The organism is Dyella sp. C9, assembly GCF_003332825.1.
Lineage (GTDB): Bacteria > Pseudomonadota > Gammaproteobacteria > Xanthomonadales > Rhodanobacteraceae > Dyella.
Map to the genome: position 1 here is coordinate 41,667 of NZ_QIRF01000015.1, position 21,718 is coordinate 63,384.

Consider the following 21,718-nt stretch of genomic DNA (forward strand, 5'->3'; position numbering starts at 1 on the left):
ATCAGGCTCCTTCTCGCCGACGGAATCCACCACCACCTCCACGATTGGGTACGGGACGGGACACCTGCCTGCCAGCGCCGCCGCCACCGCCATGGAAGTTCGACATCGAACGCTGGCTGGCCTGTCCACGGTCGAACTGCGAGTGCGCCGAGCCCGGTGACTGCATGCCGTTGAAGGCATTGTTGCGGGGACCGGCGCTTTCCCGTCCGCCGCCGCCAAGGTTGCCGCGATTCTCGCCGCCCCGGTTGCCAGTTTCACCGCCGCCACCAAGGTTGCCGCGGCCGTTGCCACCGATGCCTTCGCCACCACCAGGGCGGTTCGCGCCGGCACCGCCGCCGGGCCGGTTCAAGGCCGCACCGCTCTCACCTGCGCCACGACGCGCCGCCATCGACGACCCGTTGTTGGTCGATCGATCGAAGCTCTGCAGCGCGCGTTCGCGGCTGGCATTGGCCGCCGCATCGTTGCCGCGAAAGCCCTGGCGCTGTCCTGCGCCGCCGACGCCCTGCCCGAAACGCTGCCGGCTCGCGTTGTCGCGATATGGCGTGCCGCGCCGGTAGGCCGGATTGTGGTTCCAGGCGACGTTGCCATTGCCGCTGATGCGATTATTGACGTTGATGTTGTTGTAGCGGTTGACGTTGATGTGCACGTCGTTATGGCCCCAGTCGAAACCGCCCCACAGCGAATTGGCGATGGCGATGCCCGCACCAAAGGCCAGGCCCGTGGCCAGCGCCGTCGCCACCGGATAGGCGTAGCCCGGCGGAGGTGGCCAGTAGGTGGGTGGATAGGCCGGGTAGGCCCAGGTGCCATAGACCACCGTCGGGTTGTAGGCCGGCACATAGACCACGTCAGGGTTGGTGGGCTCGATCTGGATGATGGTCGGGTTCGCCGAGCTGGCGGGCGCCTGCTCCACGACCACCTTCTGCTGATCGGTCGACTTGAGGTTTCCGGCCTTCTGCGCCTGCGCGCGCAGCCGCTGGACCGAGGCCATCACGTCGTCGGGCTGCGCCAGGAAGGCATCGCCCATGTTCTGCACCCAGTCCGGATGCGCCTTCATCTGGGCCAGCACCTGGGGAAAGGCGACCAGCGATTGCACGCTGGGATCCCAGGGCTCATTGCCGACCTGCTTGACCGCGTCGTCACCCTTGGCCTGCGGGTGCGCAGCCGACCACGCCGCCGCGTCCGCCACATTGCCCGGATAAGTCGACGCCATCAGGATCTGGGAAAGCAGCGCATCCGGATACAGCGCCACCGGCGCGAGCATCTGGTCGAGCTGCTGGTCGTTGAAGACCTTCTGGCCACCCTGGACGGCCTGCGGGCCCGGTGCTCCCTGGGCGCCCACGGGTGCTGCGAGCAGGAGCGCCACCCATGCCAGGCAACACAGGCACATCTGCCAAAACCACGAACGCCTCGTCGTATTCATGGTGCCGCTCCCATGCAGCGTATGCGCCTCGCTGAGCTTGACGCTTTTGCGGCTGCGCCGACTACTGCATTTATGCGGTAGCGCGCCTAGGTAAAACTACCTAGCGACGAGTCAGGCGAAAGAACGCACGCCCGCAACCGTAAATTTACCAAGGCCTGCCTACGTAGTAGTTCGCTGGGATGCCGCGCGTGTGCGCTCCACCATAGCCACACCTGCCAACCGCCAAGCAAGGGTGCACATCATGCGTCATGTCGCACACCCCCTTTCCACGATCCAGGCCGCCCTGCTCGGCTGCACCCTCTCAGCGACGCTGACCGTCGCCCGCGCCGATGATGGAAACCCCAACTACTGGGATGGCGATTGGCACGGCAGCATCCAGCCGTATGGATGGCTGCCGGGCGTTTCGGCCAACACCCGATTCCAGCTGCCCAACAATGGCCCAAGCGTGGAACAGAAATCGAGCAACAGCCTGCTGTCGAACCTCAGCGGCGCGTTCATGCTCGACGGCACCCTGCGCAAGGGCGACTGGGGCATGTACGGCGACATCGACTGGGTCGATTTCAGCAACGAGAAAGGCCACTTCACCAACATCGGCGGCCAACGCTTCGGCGCCAGCGCCAACCTGGACAACTCCTGGGACATGCGGGGCGGCATGGTGAATTTTGCCGGCCTTTACACTGCGGCCCATGGCCAGCAGGGCTACATCGACATCCTGGTGGGCGTGCGCTACCTGTGGATCAAGAGCAGCCTCGACTGGAACTTCACCTTCACCGGCAATGGCGGCCGGGTGAACATTGCCGACAGCGGCAACCTGCGCGGCCAAACCCATGTCACCGATGGCATCGTGGGCATCCATGGACGCTGGTCGCCGTTTCCCGACAAGCACTGGTTCTTCCCCTATTACCTGGACGTGGGCGGTGGTGGCTCGGACAGCACCTACCAGGTGATGGCGGGCCTTGCCTATGGCTTCAGCTGGGGCGACATCGCGCTCAACTACCGCGACGTCGAATACAAGGCCAGCGGCAGCGACGAGTTCCTCCGGAAGGTGGAACTGAGCGGCCCGTCCTTCAGCGTCACCTGGCATTTCTGAGCGCGTCGCCCCAAACCGCGGGAGCCGTCCCGGTGAGCGAAACCGACACCAGCATCTTCGAGGAACCCAAGCACGTACGCGTGCTGAGGCGCCTGCGCCTGATCAAGCCCGAGCATCGCGCGCAGGCGATACGCCGCGTCATCCTCGCCGTAGGCATCGCCTGGGTCCCTCCGGCGGTGCTCTGCCTGCTTCGCTGGCTGGTGACCCGCGACGACACCGCGCTCAATTTCTTCGTCGATGTGGCGGCCTACGCCCGCTTTGCGCTGGCGGTGCCGATCCTGATCCTGTCCGAGTACATCATCCTGCCCATGCTCGATGCCACCGGCCGGCACTTCGTCACGTCCAAGATCATCGACCCCGGCGACAGCGCGCGCTTCGAGGAAGCGGTAGCCTCCACCCGCCGGCTCAGCCTGGGCGTGTGGCCATCGGCCACGATGACCATCATCGTCTACGCCGCCATGGCGGTCATCGCCGTCACCATCCGTCCGGATGCGTTGCCAGTCTGGCATCGCTCCAACGGCCCCTTGCATCTGTCGCTGGCCGGCTGGTGGCACCTGCTGGTGAGCGTGCCGCTGCTGATGGGCCTGCTGCTCGCCTGGATCTGGCGCGTCGGCGTGTGGGCGCGCTTCCTGCACTGTGTCTCGCGCATGAACCTGCACCTGATCGCATCACACCCGGACAAGGCGGCGGGCCTGCAGTTCGTGTCGTTCTCGCCACGGCTGTTCGCGCCACTGGCGTTTGCGATCGGCGTGATTACCGCCGGCACCTTCGCCAACGAAGTGCTACATCTGGGCATCAACCCCACCGAGCACGCCGGCGTTCCGATCGGCACCGCGATCGTGGTGGTCGCCATTTTCATCTGCCCGCCGCTGGTATTCGCACGCCCGCTGCTCATGGCCTGGCGTCGTGGCGTGTTCGAATACGGCGGACTGGCCAGCCGCCTGGGCCACCAGTTCGAGGACAAATGGCTGGACCCGCAGAGCAAGGTGGATACCGGCTCGCTGGCGGAACCCGATTTCTCCTCCACCACCGATTTGTACAGCGTGGTGGCCAACGTCTATTCGATGCGCCCGGTGCTGTTCGACCCGCGCTCGGCCATCGCGCTCGCCATCGCCACCCTGGTGCCCTTCGGCCCCATCTGGCTGACCGTGATCCCGGCCAAGACCCTGCTGTCCCAGCTGCTGAAGCTGGTGATCTAGGCCGGCGCGTTACGCCGGCTCGATGTGACGCAGGAGCAGGCGCGCGCTCTCGCGGCCCTGCCAGTCGTTGATCACCAGCTCATAGACCGCGCGCAGATGCACCGGCGGCGGCTGTCCGTCGTAGGCGTTGAACATCACCGCATCATGCACGGCGCCGTCGCGCGGATCGCGCAACTTCAGGCGCAGATGCCGCTCACCCATCACCTGCCAGCTGGCGCATTCGAACAGGTTGTCGAATACCGGCTCGGGGAACGCCTGTCCCCACGGCCCCGCCGCGCGCAGCTGACGCGCCAGATCCAGCGACACGGCACCGATCGGCAGCTCGCCGTCGGTGTGCTGCACCGCCTGCAGCTGGTCCTCGTCCAGCCATTCGCGCGCGAGGGCATCGAAGGCCTCGGCAAAGCGCGCGTAGTCGGCGCTGCGCAGGCTGAGCCCTGCGGCCATGGCATGCCCACCGAAGCGGACAATCAGGCCGGGATGACGCGCATCGATCATGGCCAGCGCGTCACGGATATGAAAGCCGGCGATGGAACGCGCCGAACCGCGCAGCTCGTCGGGCTGATCCTCGCTGGCAGGCGCAAAGGCGATCACCGGCCGATGCAGGCGCTCCTTGAGCTTGGAGGCCACCAGACCCACCACGCCCGCATGCCAGCTGGGTTCATAGAGCGCCACGCCGACGGCATCGATGTCGGCGGCACGCGCCACCATCACTTCGGCCTCGGCCACCATGGTGTCCTGCAGCTCGCGGCGCTCCTTGTTGATCGAACTCAGCAACTCGGCATAACGGCGCGCCTGTGCAGGATCGTCGGTAAGCAGGCACTCCACGCCGATGCGCATGTCCTCCAGACGACCCGCCGCGTTCAGGCGCGGACCGATCGCGTAGCCCAGGTCGCTGGCACACAAGGCATGCAGGCTGCGCTGGCTCGCTTCCACCAGCGCGTGCAGGCCGGCACAGCCCTGCCCGCTGCGCAGGCGCCGCAAACCCGCTTCCACCAGCACGCGATTGTTGAAGTCCAGCGGCACCAGGTCGGCCACCGTACCCACCGCCACCAGATCCAGCAGTACCGACAAGTCCGGTTCGCCGCCCTCGGCGAAGGCGCCCTGCTCGCGCAGCGCGGCGCGCAGGGCCAGCAACAGGTAGAACATCACGCCGACGCCGGCCAGCGCCTTGCTTGGAAAATCGTCGTTGGCCAGGTTCGGATTGACCATGGCGTCAGCCGCCGGCAACTGCTCGCCCGGCAGATGGTGGTCGGTAACGATCACCCGCATGCCCAGCGCACGCGCGGTGTCCACGCCGGCGATGCTGGCCACGCCGTTGTCCACCGTGACGATCAGTTGCGGACGCGGCTGCAACGACTCCACCAGCGCCGCGCTCAGGCCATAGCCGTGGATGAAGCGATTGGGCACCGCATAGTCGACGTGCTTCGCGCCGAGCAGGCGCAAGCCACGCACGGCCACGGCCGTACCGGTGGCACCATCGCAGTCGTAGTCGCCTGCCACCACGATGGACCAGTCGCCGCGGATCGCCTCGATCAGCAGCGCCACGGCCTCGGCCACGCCACCGAGCCGCCCTGGCGAGAGCATGCGCGCCAGCCGGTACTCCGCCTGCTCCGGCGACAGCACACCACGCGCGGCATAGACCTGCTGAATCACGGGGTGCACGGAGAGCCCCCAGCCCGAGGGCGTGCCCTGCAGCGGACGGCGACGCAGGCGCAACGTCTTCACGACGCACTCCCGCGCCAGAAGCGCCAGCGATGCCACGGTCGATGCAGCCAGCGCTCGCCGCTGGCAAAGCTCAGCAACAACGGTTGTCGCTGCGCCGCTGCGAGGATGGCCGGCCACCAGGCAACCGCGATGTCGTCCACCGGCAGGTCCTGCAGATCGACCAGCCAGCCGGCGCCGGCGGCGGCGAAGGCGGCGGTCGATCGCGGCGTAGCGGCCATACCCGCGCGTCGCGCCAGCGCGCCCAGTAGCAGGTCGTCACCGATCACGCCGTGCAACGCGGTCTTCACCGTGGCGGGCAATGCACCGCCGCCCCACAGCCACAGGCTGTTGACCGGCGGCATGCCGTTGGCCCGGCGTTGCGCATTGACCGGATGCTGATGCAGCAATACCTGCAGTTCGTTGAGCAGCACCCGCCAGCGGCGCCCTTCGGCGCCTTGCGGCAGGTGTTCGTAAAGGTCTTCGCCCAGAGCCTGCTCGGGAGCGGCGAACACCGGTATTTGCGTGCCCGGCGCCAGGCGCACGTGCCAGTGATCGGGCGACGACACCTCCAGGATCATCCCCTCGTCCGCAAACACCGGGCGCAGGGGTTCGGCCAGCGCCAGCGCCTGCGGCATGCCCAACTGCAACTGGCCGCAGGCCAGCAGTCGCGCCCCGTTGAGGTCGGGCTGCACCCAGGCCGGATCGGCGGACAGCCACACATCGTCGCCGGCGTCGCCGGCGATCAGTTCACGCGTGAGTGCCCCGGCCGGTAATTCGCCCGGCAGCTCGAAGCGTGCCGTGAGGCCGCCCAGGTAGCCGCGCGCGGCGGGCGCCACGGCGTCAGCCTTGCGCAGCAGGGCGCGCAAGGGATGCGCCGAGTCAAAGCGCTGCAGGTCGGGCAGCCACAACTCCAGCGCCTGGACGGACGGCGTGCTCATTGCCGGCATCATGCCTCGAGCTGTTCGTAGAGTTCCAGCCACTCGCCTTCCAGCGTCTCCTTTTCGCGGCGAAGCTCGGTCTGGCGCTGGCCCAGCCGCATCATCTCGGCGGTGGGCCCGTTGTAGGTTTCCGGATCGGCCAGCGTGGCCTCCAGTGTGGCGAGTTCGCCTTCGATGCTGGCCACGCGCGTCTCGATCTTCTTCACGCGCTGGCGTGCAGCCTTCTCGTTTTCCCGCTGGGCCGCGTTGCGCCGGCGGCGCTCTTCGGGCGACTCCACCACCGGCTTGACCTCGGCCTCTTCCTTTTCCTTCTCCTTTTCCTTCTTCCCCTTGCGCGTGGCGGCACCGCGACTGCGCAGCCAGCGCGCGTAGTCGTCAAGGTCGCCATCGAAGGGCTCGGCGCTGCCATCAGCCACGCGCCAGAAGCTGTCGCAGACCAGGCCAAGCAGGTGGCGGTCATGCGAGACCAGCACCAGGGCGCCATCGAACTCGGCCAGCGCATCGGCCAGCGCCTCGCGCATGTCCAGGTCCAGGTGGTTGGTCGGTTCGTCCAGCAGCAGCAGGTTGGGCTTGTCCCAGGCGATCAGCGCCAGCGCCAGGCGCGCACGCTCGCCACCCGAAAAGCCGTCCACCGATTCGAACGCGCGGTCGCCGGCGAAATTCCAGCCACCCAGGAAGTCGCGCAGCACCTGGGCGCCGACACCCGGCGCCTTGTCCTGCAGGTGCTCGAAGGGCGATGCGCCCTCGCGCAGGCTCTCCACCGTGTGTTGGGCGAAGTAGCCGATCTTGAGGTCCTTGTGCGCCTTGCGCTCGCCACCGAGCGGCGCCAGCTCGCCCACCAGGGTCTTGACCAAGGTGGACTTGCCCGCGCCGTTGGGGCCGAGCAGGCCGATGCGCTCGCCGGCTTCGAGGCGGAAACGCACGTCGCGCAGGATCACGGCCTCCGGCTCGTCACCCTGCCCCGGATACCCCGCCACCACTTCTTCCAGCTGCAGCATGGAATCAGGCAGGCGATCCGGCACGGCGAACTGGAAGCGGAACGGGCGCTCCATGCGCACGGCCTCGGTGCCCGCCAGCTTCTCCAGGCGCTTCACGCGCGACTGGGCCTGCTTGGCCTTGCTGGCCTTGGCCTTGAACCGATCGACGAAGGACTGCAGGTGTGCGCGTTCGGCCTGCTCGCGCTCATGCGCGATCTGCTGCTGGCGCAGCTGCTCGGCGCGCAGGCGCTCGAATGCGCTGTAGTTGCCGGTGTAGAGCTTGGCGCCGCCATCGTTGAGGTGCAGCGTGTGGGTGATCACGCCGTCGAGGAATTCGCGGTCATGCGAAATCACCAGCAACGTGCCCTGGTAGCGGCGCAGCCATTCCTCCAGCCACAGCACGGCATCCAGGTCGAGATGGTTGGTCGGCTCGTCGAGCAGCAGCAGCTCGGACGGCGCCATCAGCGCGCGCGCCAGGTTCAGGCGAACACGCCAGCCACCGGAGAACTCCTTGACTGGCGTCTCGTGCGTCTCGGCCGCAAAACCAAGCCCATGCAAAAGGCGGCCGGCACGCGCCCGCGCATCGTAGCCATGCAGCTCCTCGATGCGGTGGTGCGCCCGCGCCATGGCCTCGGTATCGCCGCGCGCCTGCGCATCCAGCTCGTCGCGCAGCGCCGCGGCCAGTTCCTCGTCGCCGCCCATCACGTATTCGATGGCGGGATCCGGCAGCGCCGGCGTCTCCTGGGCTACCGAGGCCATGCGCAGCTTGGCCGGCAGGTCCAGGTCGCCCGCATCGGGCTCCACCTGGCCCTGCAGGGCCGCGAACAGGCTGGACTTGCCGCAGCCATTGCGGCCGACCACGCCAAGGCGCCAGCCGGTCTGGATCACCAGGTCGATGTCGGAGAGCAGCAGACGGCTGCCGCGGCGTAGGGCGAAGTGGCGAAACGAGATCATGGGCAAGCCTATCCGGACCGGGCGTCCTGCCGCCCGCAGCCGCCCATGATAGCGGCCATCGCGACCGGATCGCCCCCGCTAATGCCCACCCCATCGCAATCGGCGCAGGTTCACGTTGGAATAGCCCACCCAGTTCTGCTACAACGGCGCGGCAACGCCTTGCGCGGAGAGGGGACCCGTGAATACGTACGGTATCAGCAAGTTCGGCATCAGCCTGTCCATGATCGTGCTGCTGGCAGCCGGCGCCTGCGCGCCCGCACCAGCACGCGCCGAAGACGTGCTCATCAATCGCGTGCAGCAGGAAAAGGGCATGGACCTGCCCAGCCGCGGCATGAGCATGAGCCAGGTCGAGCAGAAGTATGGCGCCCCGCAGCGCAAGCTGACGCCGCGCGGCGGCGACAACAGCAAGCACCCGGTGATCAATCGCTGGGAGTACTCCAATTTCATCGTGTACTTCGAGAACAGCCACGTCATCCACAGCGTGCTGAATACGCCAGCGGGCAACAACACCAATCCGTCGTCGGCCAACTGATCCACGCCGCCTTCGACCGACGCGGCCCGTGGCGACGCGGGCCGCGTCGCCGTTTCCGGCGCCCTTGCGCCGCTTCGACTACACTTCGCAGCCCGCGCGCCCCTGCCCCTGCGGCCGGTGAGCGCTGTCCCCGCCTGCCTGAGATTTGCCCACGATGACTGACCACAGCCTGCGCCTACCGGCCGAATGGGAGCCGCAATCGGCCGTCTTGATCGCCTGGCCGCACGCCGACACCGACTGGGCCGAGCGCCTGGCCGAGGTGGAAACCACCTACGTGGCACTGGCCGCGGCGGTAACCCGCTTCCAGCCGCTGATCATCGTGGTCGCCAGCCACGCGCTGCAGTTGCGCGTGCAGGGCCTGCTCACCGGCGAGGGCGTGGACCTGTCCCAGGTGCGCTTCGTGGAGCTGCCCTATGACGACACCTGGCTGCGCGACTCCGGCCCGATCACCCTCAAGACCGACGACGGCCATTTCCAGCTGACCGATTTTCGCTTCACCGGCTGGGGCGGCAAGTTCGGCGCCGAGCAGGACGACGCGCTGATTGGCGGCCTGGTGGCCGAAGGCGTGTTCGGCAAGGCCGCGCACAAGCGCATCGACTGGGCGCTGGAAGGCGGCGGCATCGAGAGCGATGGCGTCGGCACCGTGCTGACCACCTGGCGCTGCCTGGTCCAGCGCCATCCCCAGCAGTCGCGCGAGGAAATGAGCGCCATCCTGAGCGACAGCCTGCATGCACGCCGCGTGCTGTGGCTGGACTACGGCTACCTCGAGGGCGACGACACCGACGCCCATATCGACACGCTGGCGCGCTTCGCACCTGGCGACCGCATCGTCTACCAGGCCTGCGACGACAGCAGCGACCCGCATTTCGACGAACTGCGCCGCATGGGCGAAGAGCTCGCCGCGCTGCGCACGCCCGACGGCCGCCCCTACCAGCTGTACCCGCTGCCCTGGGCCCGGCCGATCCTCGACGAGGGTCGCCGCCTGGCCGCTTCCTACGCCAATTACCTGATCGTCAACGGCGCCGTGCTGGTGCCGGCCTATGGCGACAAGGTCGACGACGAGGCGGCCCGCATCATCGGCGAGGCCCATCCGGGCCGCGAAGTCGTGCAGGTGCCGTGTCGCCCGCTGATCTGGCAGAACGGCAGCCTGCACTGCATCACCATGCAGCTGCCGGCCGGCATCGTCTGAGCACGGCTGGAATCCGGCGACCCGACCCACCATATAAGGCGCTGAATCGCCCGACGGCCTCTTCAGGGGCCGCGGCGTCGTATCCGTTAGAATTGTCCGCCTGCCTGGCCGGCCATCCCCGATCGAGAGCCCCACGATGACCCGCAAGACCCTCAAAGTTGCCCTGCTGCAGGAAACCGATCGCGGCAGCCGTGATGCCAACCTCGACGCCATCGAGGCCGGTCTGCGCGAGGCCGCCGCCCAGGGCGTCGAGCTCGTGCTGCTGCAGGAGCTGCACAACGGTCCGTACTTCTGCCAGCGCGAATCGGTCGATGAGTTCGACCTGGCCGAAACCATTCCTGGCCACAGCACGGCACGCATCGGCAAGCTGGCCGAAGAGCTCAAGCTGGTCGTGGTCGCCTCGCTGTTCGAGAAGCGCGCCACCGGCCTGTACCACAACACCGCCGTGGTGTTCGATCGTTCGGCCGTCATCGCGGGCAAGTACCGCAAGATGCACATCCCGGACGACCCGGCCTTCTACGAGAAGTTCTACTTCACGCCGGGCGACCTGGGCTTCGAGCCGATCGACACCGCGGTCGGCCGCCTCGGCGTGCTGGTGTGCTGGGACCAGTGGTACCCCGAAGCCGCCCGCCTGATGGCGCTGGCCGGCGCGGACCTGCTGCTGTATCCCACCGCCATCGGCTGGGACCCGAAGGACGAGCAGGCCGAGAAGGACCGCCAGCGCGAAGCCTGGGTGACCGTGCAGCGCGGCCATGCCGTCGCCAACGGCCTGCCGCTGCTCTCGTGCAACCGCACCGGCTACGAGGCCGACGCCGCCGGCGTGGGCAACGGCATCCAGTTCTGGGGCACCAGCTTCGTCGCCGGCCCCCAGGGCGAGTTCCTGGCCCAGGCCGGCACCGACGGGCGCGAGCTGCTGGTGGTCGATGTCGACATGGCCCGCAGCGAGCACGTGCGCCGCATCTGGCCGTTCCTGCGCGATCGCCGCATCGACGCCTACCAGGATCTGCTCAAGCGCTTCCGCGACTGAACCGCGATCGCCATCGCCGGGGCCACGGCTTGTGCCCCGCCCCGGCCGTACCCATGCTGTGATTTACCCCGCCCGACCGACGCCACGCATGAGCCTTTCCGACATCGCCACGCCCCTGCCCTCCGCCTTGCACGACCAGCCGATCGAGCGCGTCACGCGGGACGGGGTGGAATACGTGGTGCTGGGCACGGCCCACGTTTCGCGCGCCAGCGTCGACGCCGTGCAGGCCCTGCTGGAACTGGAGCCTTTCGACGCCGTCGCGGTGGAGCTGTGCGACAGCCGCGCGCAGGGCATGCGCGATCCGGACGCCTTCAAGCAGATGGACCTGTTCCAGGTGATCCGCCAGGGCAAGGCCGGCATGGTGGCGGCCAGCCTGGTGCTGTCCTCCTTCCAGAAGCGCCTGGCCGAGCAGTACGGCATCCAGCCCGGCGCCGAGATGAAGGCCGGCATGGACGGCGCCGAACAGCGCGGCCTGCCGCTGTGGCTGGTGGACCGCGAAGTCGGCACCACGCTGCGTCGCGCCTGGCACAGCGTGGGCTTCTGGCAGCGTTTCGGCCTGCTCGGCGGCCTGATCGCCAGCGTGTTCGAGCGCCAGGAGATCGAAGAATCCGAGATCGAAAAGCTCAAGCAGGGCGACATGCTGGAGAGCGCCTTCAGCGAGTTCGCCACCAACTCGGCCCCGCTTTACCGTGCCTTGATCGCCGAGCGCGACAGCTACATGGCGGCACGCCTGCGCGAACAGGCTGCGCAGGCCGGTTACAGTGAAGGTCGTCGCGTGCTGGTGGTGATCGGCGCGGGCCACCTGAAGGGCTTGTGCGAACAACTGCGCACGCAGCAGGGTGATCCTTCCGCCGAAACCGCCGTGCTCGCCGCGATGCCGCCGAAGGCGCGCTGGCCGAAGTGGCTGGCGATTGGCCTGGTGCTGGCGGTGTTCGTGGCGATCGGCTTTGCCTTCCATCGCGACACGTCACTGGGCGCGGCCGCCGTGCGCGACTGGGTGCTGTACACCGGCGGCCTGTCGGCGCTCGGCGCGGTCATCGCGGGTGCCCACCCGCTGAGCATCCTGGCGGCCTTCATCGCCGGCCCGATCAAGCCGTTCCGCCCCGGCATTCCGTCAGGCGGCATCAGTGCGATGGTGGAGGCCTGGGTACGCCGGCCGCGCGTCGCCGACTTCGAGACCCTGCGCGACGACATCGGCCATTGGCGCGGCTGGTGGAAGAACCGCGTGGCGCGCACCTTGCTCAACTTCTTCCTGGTGAGCTTTGGCACCATCATTGGCGAATACACCGCCGGCATCCATATCTTCAAGAGCCTGTTCTGATCGCCGGAGCCGCATCGCGGTGAGGTGAACCGGTCGCCTGGGTGATGCGCAAAGCAACGCGGCCTTATTCCTGCACGAGCGGGGCTCGAATGTCCTCGCGGCGATCAGGAACGCACGGCGGCGGCCACCATCACCGCGCACGCAGCGACTGGTCGAGCACATCCAGCAACTGCTCATTGCTGTCGAGGCCGTGCTCCCAGTACATCACGCCACCCAATCCCCGGGCCTTGATGAAGGCCGCCTTCGCGCGCAACGATTGCGGGTCCTCGTAGCTGACGAAGGTGCGCGTGGCGGCATTCCACAGATAGGGTGCCTGCGCCTTTTCGTCCCAATGGCGCACATAACCGTTCTTGTCGATGTAGCTGGCCACCAGTTCGTGCCATGACGGATCGCCGGCGTACTTGGCGTATTTCTGCTGCAGGCCGTCGTGCGCCGCATCGACGCCGGTGAACGCGCGCCCGTAGAACGCCACGCCGAGATTGAGCTTCTTCGCCGGCACACCCGCCGCGAGGAACTGATCCACCGCCTTGTCGCCCGCACGATCGTCCGCCGGTGCCAGCGCCGACAAGTGCAGGCCGGCATGATGCCCGGTGGTCGCGGTAAGGCTGTTGTGGAAGTCGTAGGTCATCAGGTTGATCCAGTCGAGCGAACGCGAGGCACGCAACAGTTCGATGCCCGCGACGAACTCGCCATCGGCGGCGGCAATGCTGAGGTAGTAGTGGCGACTGCCATGGGCCGCACCCAGCTTGTCCAGCCGGGCGCGCAAGGCTTCAAGCATCAGGCTGAAGTTGCGCTTGTCTTCCGGTCGATGACTGATGCCCGCACCCGGCAGGGTCGGATACTCCCAATCGATGTCGACACCGTCGACATCATGCTGCTCCACCAGCGAGGCCACGCTGTCGGCCATGCGCTGGCGCGTGGCCCCGGTCAGGGCCACGTCCGAAAAATAGTCGGCACCCCAGCCACCGATCGACACGATGATCTTGAGCTCAGGATTGGCCTTGCGCAGCGCGACGAGTGCCGCCAGCGAATCGCCGGCGCGCGGACTGGAAAAGAACACCTCGCCATCGGGCTTGACCCGGGCAAAGGCGTAATTGATCACGTCAAGCTTGCCGGGACTGACATGAGGCATCGGCGATGCGTCGGCCACATAGCCGACGATGCGGTAATTTGCCGCGGGGCCCGCCGCCCATGCCGGCAGCGCGCAAAGCACCAGCGCCAGACCCAACATCCATCCGCGAAGCGCGGCCTTCCATTGCATATTCCGCTTCGAATTGCCTGCGCCCATGCCGTGCATCCCCAGCCCTGATGAACCGATGATCGGTATTGATCGGCCGCGCAAAACAGCTGCCCAGCAAGCTCGCACTGATACAAATCAGTGGCTTGCGACATGTTGTCCAGCCGTGAAAGCAACGACTATACTCTCGCGACTTTCACATGTATCAGCGGAATCGTGGGGACGATCCTGATGACTCGAATGCAACTGCTTGGCCTGACCGTGGCCGCAGCTCTCTTGGCCACTGCCAGCGTGCATGCCGAGGGCGACAAGGCCGCTGGACGAAAGTTGATCTACACCTGCAACGGCTGCCACGGTATCCCGGGCTATGCCAACGCCTACCCGAACTATCCGGTGCCGCGCATTGCAGGCCAGAACGAGCAGTACATCGTCAACGCGCTGCATGAGTACAAGAATGGCGAGCGCAAGCACCCGACGATGACGGCACAGGCGCAAAGCCTGTCCGACAAGGACATCGACGACGTCGCTGCCTATCTCTCCAGCCTCGCCAAGTAAGCCAAGGACACGATCCGCATGAAACGTGCTCTGACCCTGCTTTCATTCGGCGCCGTCCTGGCGTTCGCTTCCACCCAGCTGCTGGCCGCCGGCAACGCGGAGAACGGCAAGCAGAAGGCCGCCGCCTGCTTCGCCTGCCACGGCGCCGATGGCAATGCCGTGGATCCGCAGTATCCGCGCCTGGCCGGCCAGTACGACATGTACATCCAGCAGGCCCTGCACGAGTACAAGACCGGCCAGCGCGACAACGCCATCATGAAAGGCTTCGTAGCCACGCTGTCCGACCAGGACATCCAGGACGTCGCCGCCTACTTCTCCAGCCTGCCGACCAAGCTCGATACCCTGCAAGGTCATATCCAGGGCGACAAGTAAGCGCCACACCCGTCAAATGGAAAAGGCCCGCATGATGCGGGCCTTTTTTGTTGCGTGCGCAGCGATCGCCTCAGCCCAGTGCGGACTGGCCTTCCTTCTTGCGGTAGTACGGATTGCTGCCGCCGCTGTGGTCGGTAGCGTCACGCACTTCGGTAATTTCCGGCACGCGCTCGCGCAGGGTCTTCTCCACGCCGTGTTTGAGCGTCACGTCCACCATGCCGCAGCCGTGGCAGCCGCCACCGAACTGGAGCAGCACCACGCCATTGGCATCCACTTCCAGCAGGCTTACCCGGCCACCGTGCGAGGCGATCTTGGGATTGACCTCGGCCTCGAGCACGTAGCGCACGCGCTCGACCAGGCCAGCCTCCTGCCCGGGGATTTCGCCCTTGATGCGCGGCGCGCGGATGTTCAGCTGCCCACCCGTGGCGTTGGGCTCGAAGTCGATGCTGGCGCCCTCCAGCCACGGCGCGCTGTCGCCATCGACGTGGAACTCGAAGCCTTCGCACACCACCGTCCATTCCTGCCCGGTCAGCTCCTCCGGCTCCACGAACTCCAACTCGCAGTTGGCCGCCGCGGTACCCGGTGCCGTCACGCGCAGGCGGATGCCCAACCCATCGATGCCCTGCTGGGAAAGCAGCCGCAGGAAGTGCCGCTGCGCGCGTTCTGAAATATCAATCATGTCTACTCCAACACGACCCGGATAGGTCCGGGTTAATCAGCACCATTTTAGTCCTATTTCGTGTTCACCGCTCGCTTTGACTTTTGACCGCCAAGCTTCGACGCTTCGCACCTTTCTCTGCATGGAGCGACCGCCATGAGCACGAACCCACTGGCCAGCCAGCACTGCACACCCCGCAAGGGCAAGGAGCACGCGCTGGACACCACCCGCATCCACGAACTGCTTGCCGCGCTGCCCGGCTGGAAACTGGGCGCCGACGGCAAAGCCATCATCAAGGATTTCAAGTTCCCCGACTTCCACCACACGCTGGGCTTCATCAATGCGGTCGGCTTCATGGCCAACCAGGAAGACCATCACCCCGACCTCCAGGCGGGCTACGGCCATTGCGAGGTGCTCTGGTCCACCCATGACGTCGGCGGCCTCTCGCTCAACGACTTCATCTGCGCTGCCCGCGTCGAAGCCCTGCTCGAGCATTGAGCACGCCGCGCACCATGCATCGCCTGGCTGCCGCGACCGGCTTCCTGCTGGCCGTGGCGGTCCTGCTCTGGTGCATGGCGACGATTTCCGCGTGGGTCACCCGCGGCCAGCTTTCGCATGACGCCCAGGCGACCTGGACCACGCTGCGCCAAGGCCAGCCGCTGTGGAGCTGGACCTTGCGCCAGCCCGCCGACGTGGTGGCTCGAAGGGTATTTGGCTCGGCCATCCTCGCGAACCGCAGCGAGGGGCTGGAGTTCACCAGCCCGGATGGCTCGCCCTTCGAAGTGGGGTTGCCGCTGGCCGCGCCGGTCGACCTCGCCCACTGGCCATGGCTGCAACTGCGCCTGCACGGCAGCGCCACCGGAAGCCTCGGCCTGAGCTACCAGACCACCGAGCATGGCCTGCGCTGCGACGCCGACGATGCGGCCACGCTTGCCCCCGGCAGTGCCGAGCCGAGGATCGACCTGCGCAGCCTGCGCTGGCGCAGCGCGGACGGCACCACGTGCCCGCCGCCGGGTGCGGTCATGTACCTGCTGCGCCTGCGCCTGCAGATTCCCGCGCACGCCAGCCTGCAGATTGGCGAAGCCAGCTTGCTGGCCACCACCCCGATCCGCCTGCCCGAACACATCGCTGTCGACGCAGCCGATATCCACCTGCCGCTGGCCCTTGAAGACGGGCGCCGGGCACTGGCCGCTCCCGGCGACTGGAGCGCCCCGGTGGTCCGGCTGCCCGCCCATGCATCGGCCGAGGCCATGCTGATCCTGCGCGACCTGGCGCTGGAGCGCTGGCCTGCGGCCGTGGTACTGCCGTTTGGCCAGCCCCTGCAATCGGCGGGCGGGAGCCCCTGGCCACTCTGGCTGGACTGGCTGGCCCTCGTGCTGTACCTGGTTGCTCTGGTATGGCTGCTGCGTCGCCAGACGGTTGAGATTCAGCACCCCTGGCTGGAAGTGGCCGCCATCGCCGCCGGCCCACTCTGGCTGATCGCCGGGTTGCGCTGGGGTAGCCAGGCCTCGATCCCGGGCGTAGTGGCCTTCGTCGCGGCTTTAACATACGCAGGCATCAGCGAATGGCGCAGGCGGCCGACCTACTGGTCCTGGCTACCCCAACGGCGCGCGGAATGGTGGTGGCCGCTACTGCCACTCCCGGTGGCGTTTGCACTGACCCTGCTCGACGGACACGGGCTGACCCACCTGCCCTGGGCGCACGTCGCCGCGTACTTCGGCTGGGCACTGCTGCAGCAATGGGCCATGCTGGCCATCGTGATGGGCCGCCTGCAGCACACCCGGCTGCCCCGGCCGGTGATCATCCTGCTGACAGCCGGGCTATTTGCCCTGCTGCACACGCCCAACGGCACCCTGATGCAGCTGTGCCTGCTGGCTGAACTATGGTGGGCCTGGTGCTTCATGCGGGCACCCCGGCTGGTGCCCATCGCGGTGGCCCACGCGCTTTCCGCCCTGCTGGTGGAAAGCGCGCTTACCGGCCACTTACTGCGCTCACTTGAGGTCGGAGCGCGCTTTTTCCTGTAGGTGCTCCTGCAGACGCCGGATTCTTTTTCCTTTCACGGCAAGCACATCCAGGAAATCCTTCAAGTCCTCTGGCATCGGCGCGGAGAAGCTATAGGCGCGCCCATCCAACTCAAAACTCATGTGCGAGGCGTGCAGGAACAGGCGATTGAGGCCCAGCTCCTTGAATTTCTTGTTCATCTCCTTGTCGCCGTACTTGGGATCGCCCGCCAGCGGGTGCTCCACATGCGCGGCATGCACGCGAATCTGGTGAGTGCGCCCCGTACCCAGCGTTGCCTGCATCAGGCGAGCGCTGGGGTACTGCTCCATTTCCTGGAAAAAAGTGAGTGACGGCTTGCCGTTATCGGACACTCTTACCATGCGTTCTCCGCCCTGGAGCACCGATTTCTGCAGCGGGGCGTTGACGCTGAACTTCGCCTTGCGCGGGTGGCCGACCATCAGGCACAGGTACTGCTTGGTCACCGTGCCTTCGCGAATGGCCGCCTGCAGGCCGGTGAGGCCGGCCCGGGTCTTGGCGAACACCAGCACGCCGCTGGTATCGCGGTCAAGGCGATGGACCAGCTCCAGGTGCTCGTTCGGACGGGCCGCGCGCAACAACTCGATCGCCCCATGGCTGACCCCGCTGCCACCATGACTGGCGATGCCGGCCGGCTTGTCGATGGCGAGGAAATGCTTGTCCTCGAAAATGATCGACTCAGTGATCGCTGAGACAAGCCCCGGCGCAGGGCCCTTTCCCACCGCCTTTTCGGCCACTCGCACCGGCGGAATACGCAGCGTATCGCCCGCCGCGAGACGCGTATCGGGCTTCGCACGCTTGCCGTTCACCCGCACCTGCCCGGTGCGCAGCAAACGGTAGATCATGCTCTTCGGAACCCCCTTGAGCAGGGTGACGAGCGCATTGTCGATGCGCTGACCGTCCCGCTCGGGACCAATCTCGACTTGACGCACACCGTGAGGTGCGTCCGGGGAAGTTGCCGTCTGCATTGAAAAAAACCTGACGAAATAGGATACTCGGCCGGCGCTTTCATCCCGCCCTACCGAAGTTCGGATGGAGTCGGGAAGCCCGCTCGTGACGTCGGCGAGGATAGCGCCGGTCGCCTTCTCTGGCAGCCGGTCGCTGCTCCCTTTCATCGTAACGGTTCGGGTGGCCGTTGTCCGGTTCCTGAGGGGTTCCGGGGCGGCAGGCGCATTGCCACGAATCATCCCGGCACCGGAAACGATGCCGACATGTTGCCGCTTAACCGCAGCGGCGCGATCCCCGGCAGGCCGCCGAAGTACGGCGCCACCGCGGCACGCGACGCGCGGCAAGCCGAGGAAAAAATACAATGAAACGTATGTTGATCAACGCAACTCAGCGTGAAGAGTTGCGTGTGGCCATTGTCGATGGCCAGACCCTTTACGATCTAGACATTGAAATCCCTTCCCGCGAACAGAAAAAGGCCAATATCTACAAGGGCCGCATCACTCGCGTCGAACCGTCGCTTGAAGCCTGTTTCGTCGACTATGGCGCCGAGCGCCATGGCTTCCTGCCGCTGAAGGAAATCGCCCGCGAGTACTTCACTCCCGGGCTGGACCCCAACAAGGCCAACATCCGTGACCTCATCAAGGAAGGTCACGAGGTGGTCGTGCAGGTGGAGAAGGAAGAGCGCGGCAACAAGGGTGCCGCCCTGACCACCTTCATCAGCCTTGCCGGCCGCTACATGGTGCTGATGCCGAACAACCCGAAGGCGGGTGGCGTTTCGCGTCGCATCGAAGGCGAAGACCGCCAGGCGCTGAAGGAAGCGCTGGACCATCTCACCGTGCCCGACGACGTCGGCCTGATCGTGCGCACCGCCGGCCTCGGCCGCGACGCCGAAGAGCTGCAGTGGGATCTCGACTACCTGCTGCAGCTGTGGAAGGCCATTTCCGGCGCGGCCCAGGCCCAGAAGGCCCCGTTCCTGATCTACCAGGAATCGAAGCTGTTCATCCGCGCCCTGCGCGACTACCTGCGTAGCGACATCGGCGAGATCCTCATCGACGAGGAATCGCTGTACAACGACGCACGGGAGTTCATGCAGCAGGTCATGCCGACGGCCCTGCGCAAGCTCAAGCTGTACCGCGACGACACCCCGTTGTTCTCGCGCTACCAGATCGAGACCCAGATCGAGAGTGCGTTCGACCGCCAGGTCCGGCTGCCCTCCGGCGGCTCGATCGTGATCGACCAGACCGAAGCCCTCACCGCCATCGACATCAACTCGTCGAAGGCCACCAAGGGCAGCGACATCGAGGAAACGGCATTCAACACCAACCTCGAAGCCGCGGTCGAGATCGCCCGCCAGCTGCGCATCCGCGACGCCGGTGGCCTGATCGTGATCGACTTCATCGACATGGACAGCCCCAAGCACCAGCGCGAGGTGGAAGAACGCCTCAAGGACGCACTAAAGCTGGACCGCGCCCGCGTGCAGGTTGGCCGCATCAGCCGCTTCGGCCTGCTGGAGATGTCACGCCAGCGCCTGCGTCCCAGCCTGGGCGAAGCCACCCAGATCGTCTGCCCGCGCTGCGAAGGCCACGGCCATATCCGCGGCGTGGAGTCGCTGGCTCTCTCGACGCTGCGACTGATCGAAGAGCACGCCATGAAGGACAACACCGGCCAGGTGCTGGTGCAGGCACCACCGAGCGTGGCCAACTTCATGCTCAACGAAAAGCGCGCCAGCGTGGTCGAGATCGAGCTGCGCAACAAGGTCCATGTGGTGATCGTGGCCGACGACAAGCTCGAGACGCCGCACATCGAGATCCAGCGCATCCGTGAATCGGAGATGGGCGAGCACAGCAAGCCCAGCTACGAGCGTCTCACCGCGGTCGAAGCCACCCCGGTGCCCAAGATGGGCCAGACCCTGGGCAGCAGCGAACAGCCGGCCGTCAGCGGCATCGTGCCGTCCACACCTGCCCCGTTGCGCGAAGAAACCGCCCCGGCTCCGGTCGCGGCGGCCCCGTCGCAGCCCGCGCGCCAGCCCGCGGCCGCCCCGGCTCCGGCCGGTGGCGTGATCGCCCGCCTGGTCGGATGGTTCCGTGGCACCTCGGCTCCGGCCGCAACCCCGGCCCCGGTCGCCACCAAGCCCGAACCGACCCAGGCCAGCAACGCCCGCGGCAACCGCCGCGACGAGCGCGGCCGCGGCAACCAGGCCAGCCAGGCGCAAGGCAACCGCCAGCAGCAGGCTCGCCGCGAACAGCCGCAGCAGCCCCAGAAGGGCCAGGGTCAGCAGCAGGCCAAGGGCAACCGCCAGCAGCAGCCTCGCGGCAGCGAGCAGGCTCAACAGCAGCCGCGCCAGCCGCAGCAGGCACAGGGCAGCAAGCCCCCGCAGGAAGCACGCCAGCCCCAGGCCAAGGGTGATGCCGCCCAGGCGCAGAACGAACAGCGCAAGCAGCAACAGCCGCGCCAAGAACAGGCGCCGCGCCAGCCACGCGCCGCACAGCCCCAGCCAAGCCAGGGCGCCGCAGGCGCGGCCGCACCGACCGTCGCCGCCCAGGCCACTGATCGCCCGGCAGCCGCTCCGCTCACCGACGCCGCCAAGGAAGCAGCAGTGACCGCCCCGGTAGTGACCGAGGCCAGGGCCGACACCGAGGCCGCCGCCGGCGCCACGCTGGAAGCCGAAGGTGGGCAGTCGCGCCGCCGCCGCGGACGTCGCGGCGGTCGCCGTCGCCGTCGCCATGAGGACGCCGCACTGGCCAATGCCTCTGGCCACGACGAGGCTGCAGACGATATCGACCTCGATGACGAGGATCGCAGCGTGGCAGTCGCCGCAGAGACGGAAACCGCCACGCCGGTCGCCACCACGCCAGGTGCCGCCGTCACGGCAGCAACTGCGGCCTTCGCTAGCGAGACCGTCATCGCGCAGGTGCAGGAGACGGCACCGGCAATCGCACCGATCGAAACTGCGCCTGTTGCCAACCCGGTCCCCGAGACCGTGATCAGTGCCGTGGCTCCGTCCTCGTTCAACCTGCCGACGCTGCCGCCGATCCCGGTCAAGCCCGAGCCGGAAGACGCGCCTGAGGTGGTGAAGATCGAAGCCACGGCGTTCGTCGCGGAGGAGATCGTCGCCACCCCGGTGGCCCCCTCGATCGAAGTCGCCGCCGAAAACCCGGTCGTGACCACCGACGTGGAGGCCTCCGCCACTCACGCCCACGAAGTCCAGGCCCCCGCTGCCGAAACGCCGCCCCCCGAGCCCGCCGCCAGCACCTCGCTCGATTTCCATGCACCGGTTGAAACGACCACGCATATCGAATCACCGGTGACGATCGCTACGGCGGAAACCGTGACGACCACCGTTGCCCCGACAAGCGAGCCCGCCACGCCAGTGGCTCCCGCTGAGCCGGTGACCGAGCAGCCAGTGACTCCCCGCCAGGGTGACCTGCTGGCCGGCGCAGCCCGCGAAGCCGCACCCGAGCCGACGGCCGTCGAGCCCTCCGCCGAGGAGCACGCGGAACACCTGAAGAAGGATGCCTCGCACGGCTGATCGCCGTGCGTCGCACACAAAAAAGCCGGAC

At 67.1% G+C, this 21,718-nt stretch carries 18 protein-coding genes; 11 read left to right on the forward strand and 7 right to left on the reverse strand.

What is annotated here, in order from left to right:
* Position 1: 1 nt before the first annotated feature.
* The gene (locus tag DVU99_RS15470; RefSeq protein ID WP_232823629.1) at positions 2 to 1,420 is read right to left on the reverse strand and encodes a DUF3300 domain-containing protein; all 1,419 of its coding nucleotides are present in this window, start codon (positions 1,418 to 1,420) and stop codon (positions 2 to 4) included.
* A 241-nt stretch (positions 1,421 to 1,661) separates the two neighbouring features.
* On the opposite strand from DVU99_RS15470, the gene DVU99_RS15475 reads away from it, so the two are divergent.
* Together DVU99_RS15475 and DVU99_RS15480 are read left to right on the forward strand one after the other, a co-directional pair.
* Positions 1,662 to 2,510, forward strand: a complete 849-nt coding sequence (locus tag DVU99_RS15475; RefSeq protein ID WP_114241134.1) for a hypothetical protein — start codon at positions 1,662 to 1,664, stop codon at positions 2,508 to 2,510.
* Positions 2,511 to 2,542: 32 nt separating this feature from the next.
* Positions 2,543 to 3,709, forward strand: a complete 1,167-nt coding sequence (locus DVU99_RS15480) for a hypothetical protein (RefSeq protein ID WP_114241135.1) — start codon at positions 2,543 to 2,545, stop codon at positions 3,707 to 3,709.
* A 9-nt stretch (positions 3,710 to 3,718) separates the two neighbouring features.
* Here the strand turns inward: DVU99_RS15480 and recJ are convergent, their stop codons facing one another.
* The 3 genes from recJ to DVU99_RS15495 are packed head-to-tail and all read right to left on the reverse strand — an operon-like array spanning position 3,719 to position 8,282.
* Positions 3,719 to 5,434 (reverse strand): single-stranded-DNA-specific exonuclease RecJ, encoded by a 1,716-nt coding sequence (recJ, locus tag DVU99_RS15485; RefSeq protein WP_114241181.1) that lies wholly within the window; start codon positions 5,432 to 5,434, stop codon positions 3,719 to 3,721.
* On the reverse strand, positions 5,431 to 6,351 hold the full coding sequence (locus tag DVU99_RS15490) for a phosphoglycerate mutase (protein WP_114241136.1): 921 nt from the start codon (positions 6,349 to 6,351) through the stop codon (positions 5,431 to 5,433). The genes recJ and DVU99_RS15490 overlap by 4 nt, the downstream gene beginning before the upstream one ends.
* An 8-nt stretch (positions 6,352 to 6,359) precedes the next feature.
* Positions 6,360 to 8,282, reverse strand: a complete 1,923-nt coding sequence (locus DVU99_RS15495; RefSeq protein ID WP_114241137.1) for an ABC-F family ATP-binding cassette domain-containing protein — start codon at positions 8,280 to 8,282, stop codon at positions 6,360 to 6,362.
* A gap of 193 nt (positions 8,283 to 8,475) precedes the next feature.
* Here DVU99_RS15495 and DVU99_RS15500 point away from each other — a divergent pair, with 193 nt between their 5' ends.
* The 4 genes from DVU99_RS15500 (at position 8,476) to DVU99_RS15515 (ending at position 12,351) form a co-directional block, all read left to right on the forward strand.
* Positions 8,476 to 8,814, forward strand: a complete 339-nt coding sequence (locus tag DVU99_RS15500) for a hypothetical protein (RefSeq protein WP_114241182.1) — start codon at positions 8,476 to 8,478, stop codon at positions 8,812 to 8,814.
* Between the two features lie 154 nt (positions 8,815 to 8,968).
* Positions 8,969 to 10,003: an agmatine/peptidylarginine deiminase gene (locus DVU99_RS15505; RefSeq protein ID WP_114241138.1), complete on the forward strand. Its 1,035-nt coding sequence runs from the start codon at positions 8,969 to 8,971 to the stop codon at positions 10,001 to 10,003.
* Between the two features lie 136 nt (positions 10,004 to 10,139).
* A complete protein-coding gene (locus DVU99_RS15510; protein ID WP_114241139.1) occupies positions 10,140 to 11,030 on the forward strand; it encodes a carbon-nitrogen hydrolase in 891 nt (296 codons plus the stop codon).
* Positions 11,031 to 11,118: 88 nt separating this feature from the next.
* Complete coding sequence (locus DVU99_RS15515; protein WP_114241140.1) at positions 11,119 to 12,351, forward strand: TraB/GumN family protein; 1,233 nt, start codon at positions 11,119 to 11,121, stop codon at positions 12,349 to 12,351.
* Between the two features lie 130 nt (positions 12,352 to 12,481).
* Here the strand turns inward: DVU99_RS15515 and DVU99_RS15520 are convergent, their stop codons facing one another.
* Positions 12,482 to 13,612, reverse strand: coding sequence for a glycoside hydrolase family 18 protein (locus DVU99_RS15520; protein ID WP_157971461.1), 1,131 nt, complete (start codon positions 13,610 to 13,612; stop codon positions 12,482 to 12,484).
* A gap of 207 nt (positions 13,613 to 13,819) precedes the next feature.
* On the opposite strand from DVU99_RS15520, the gene DVU99_RS15525 reads away from it, so the two are divergent.
* Positions 13,820 to 14,143, forward strand: a complete 324-nt coding sequence (locus DVU99_RS15525) for a cytochrome c (protein WP_198670353.1) — start codon at positions 13,820 to 13,822, stop codon at positions 14,141 to 14,143.
* Between the two features lie 18 nt (positions 14,144 to 14,161).
* A complete protein-coding gene (locus tag DVU99_RS15530; protein WP_114241143.1) occupies positions 14,162 to 14,515 on the forward strand; it encodes a cytochrome c in 354 nt (117 codons plus the stop codon).
* Positions 14,516 to 14,585: 70 nt separating this feature from the next.
* Here DVU99_RS15530 and DVU99_RS15535 read toward each other — a convergent pair whose 3' ends face one another.
* The gene (locus DVU99_RS15535; protein ID WP_114241144.1) at positions 14,586 to 15,194 is read right to left on the reverse strand and encodes an NfuA family Fe-S biogenesis protein; all 609 of its coding nucleotides are present in this window, start codon (positions 15,192 to 15,194) and stop codon (positions 14,586 to 14,588) included.
* 135 nt (positions 15,195 to 15,329) lie between these two features.
* Between DVU99_RS15535 and DVU99_RS15540 the strand changes: the two genes are divergently transcribed.
* Positions 15,330 to 15,671: a 4a-hydroxytetrahydrobiopterin dehydratase gene (locus tag DVU99_RS15540; protein WP_114241145.1), complete on the forward strand. Its 342-nt coding sequence runs from the start codon at positions 15,330 to 15,332 to the stop codon at positions 15,669 to 15,671.
* A 14-nt stretch (positions 15,672 to 15,685) separates the two neighbouring features.
* The gene (locus tag DVU99_RS15545; protein ID WP_114241146.1) at positions 15,686 to 17,197 is read left to right on the forward strand and encodes a CPBP family glutamic-type intramembrane protease; all 1,512 of its coding nucleotides are present in this window, start codon (positions 15,686 to 15,688) and stop codon (positions 17,195 to 17,197) included.
* Here DVU99_RS15545 and DVU99_RS15550 read toward each other — a convergent pair.
* The gene (locus DVU99_RS15550; RefSeq protein WP_114241183.1) at positions 17,165 to 18,178 is read right to left on the reverse strand and encodes an RluA family pseudouridine synthase; all 1,014 of its coding nucleotides are present in this window, start codon (positions 18,176 to 18,178) and stop codon (positions 17,165 to 17,167) included. The genes DVU99_RS15545 and DVU99_RS15550 overlap by 33 nt on opposite strands.
* Before the next feature lie 341 nt (positions 18,179 to 18,519).
* Between DVU99_RS15550 and rne the strand changes: the two genes are divergently transcribed.
* Entirely contained in the window at positions 18,520 to 21,687 is a 3,168-nt protein-coding gene (gene rne, locus DVU99_RS15555; protein ID WP_114241147.1) for a ribonuclease E, read from the forward strand.
* Positions 21,688 to 21,718 lie beyond the last annotated feature (31 nt).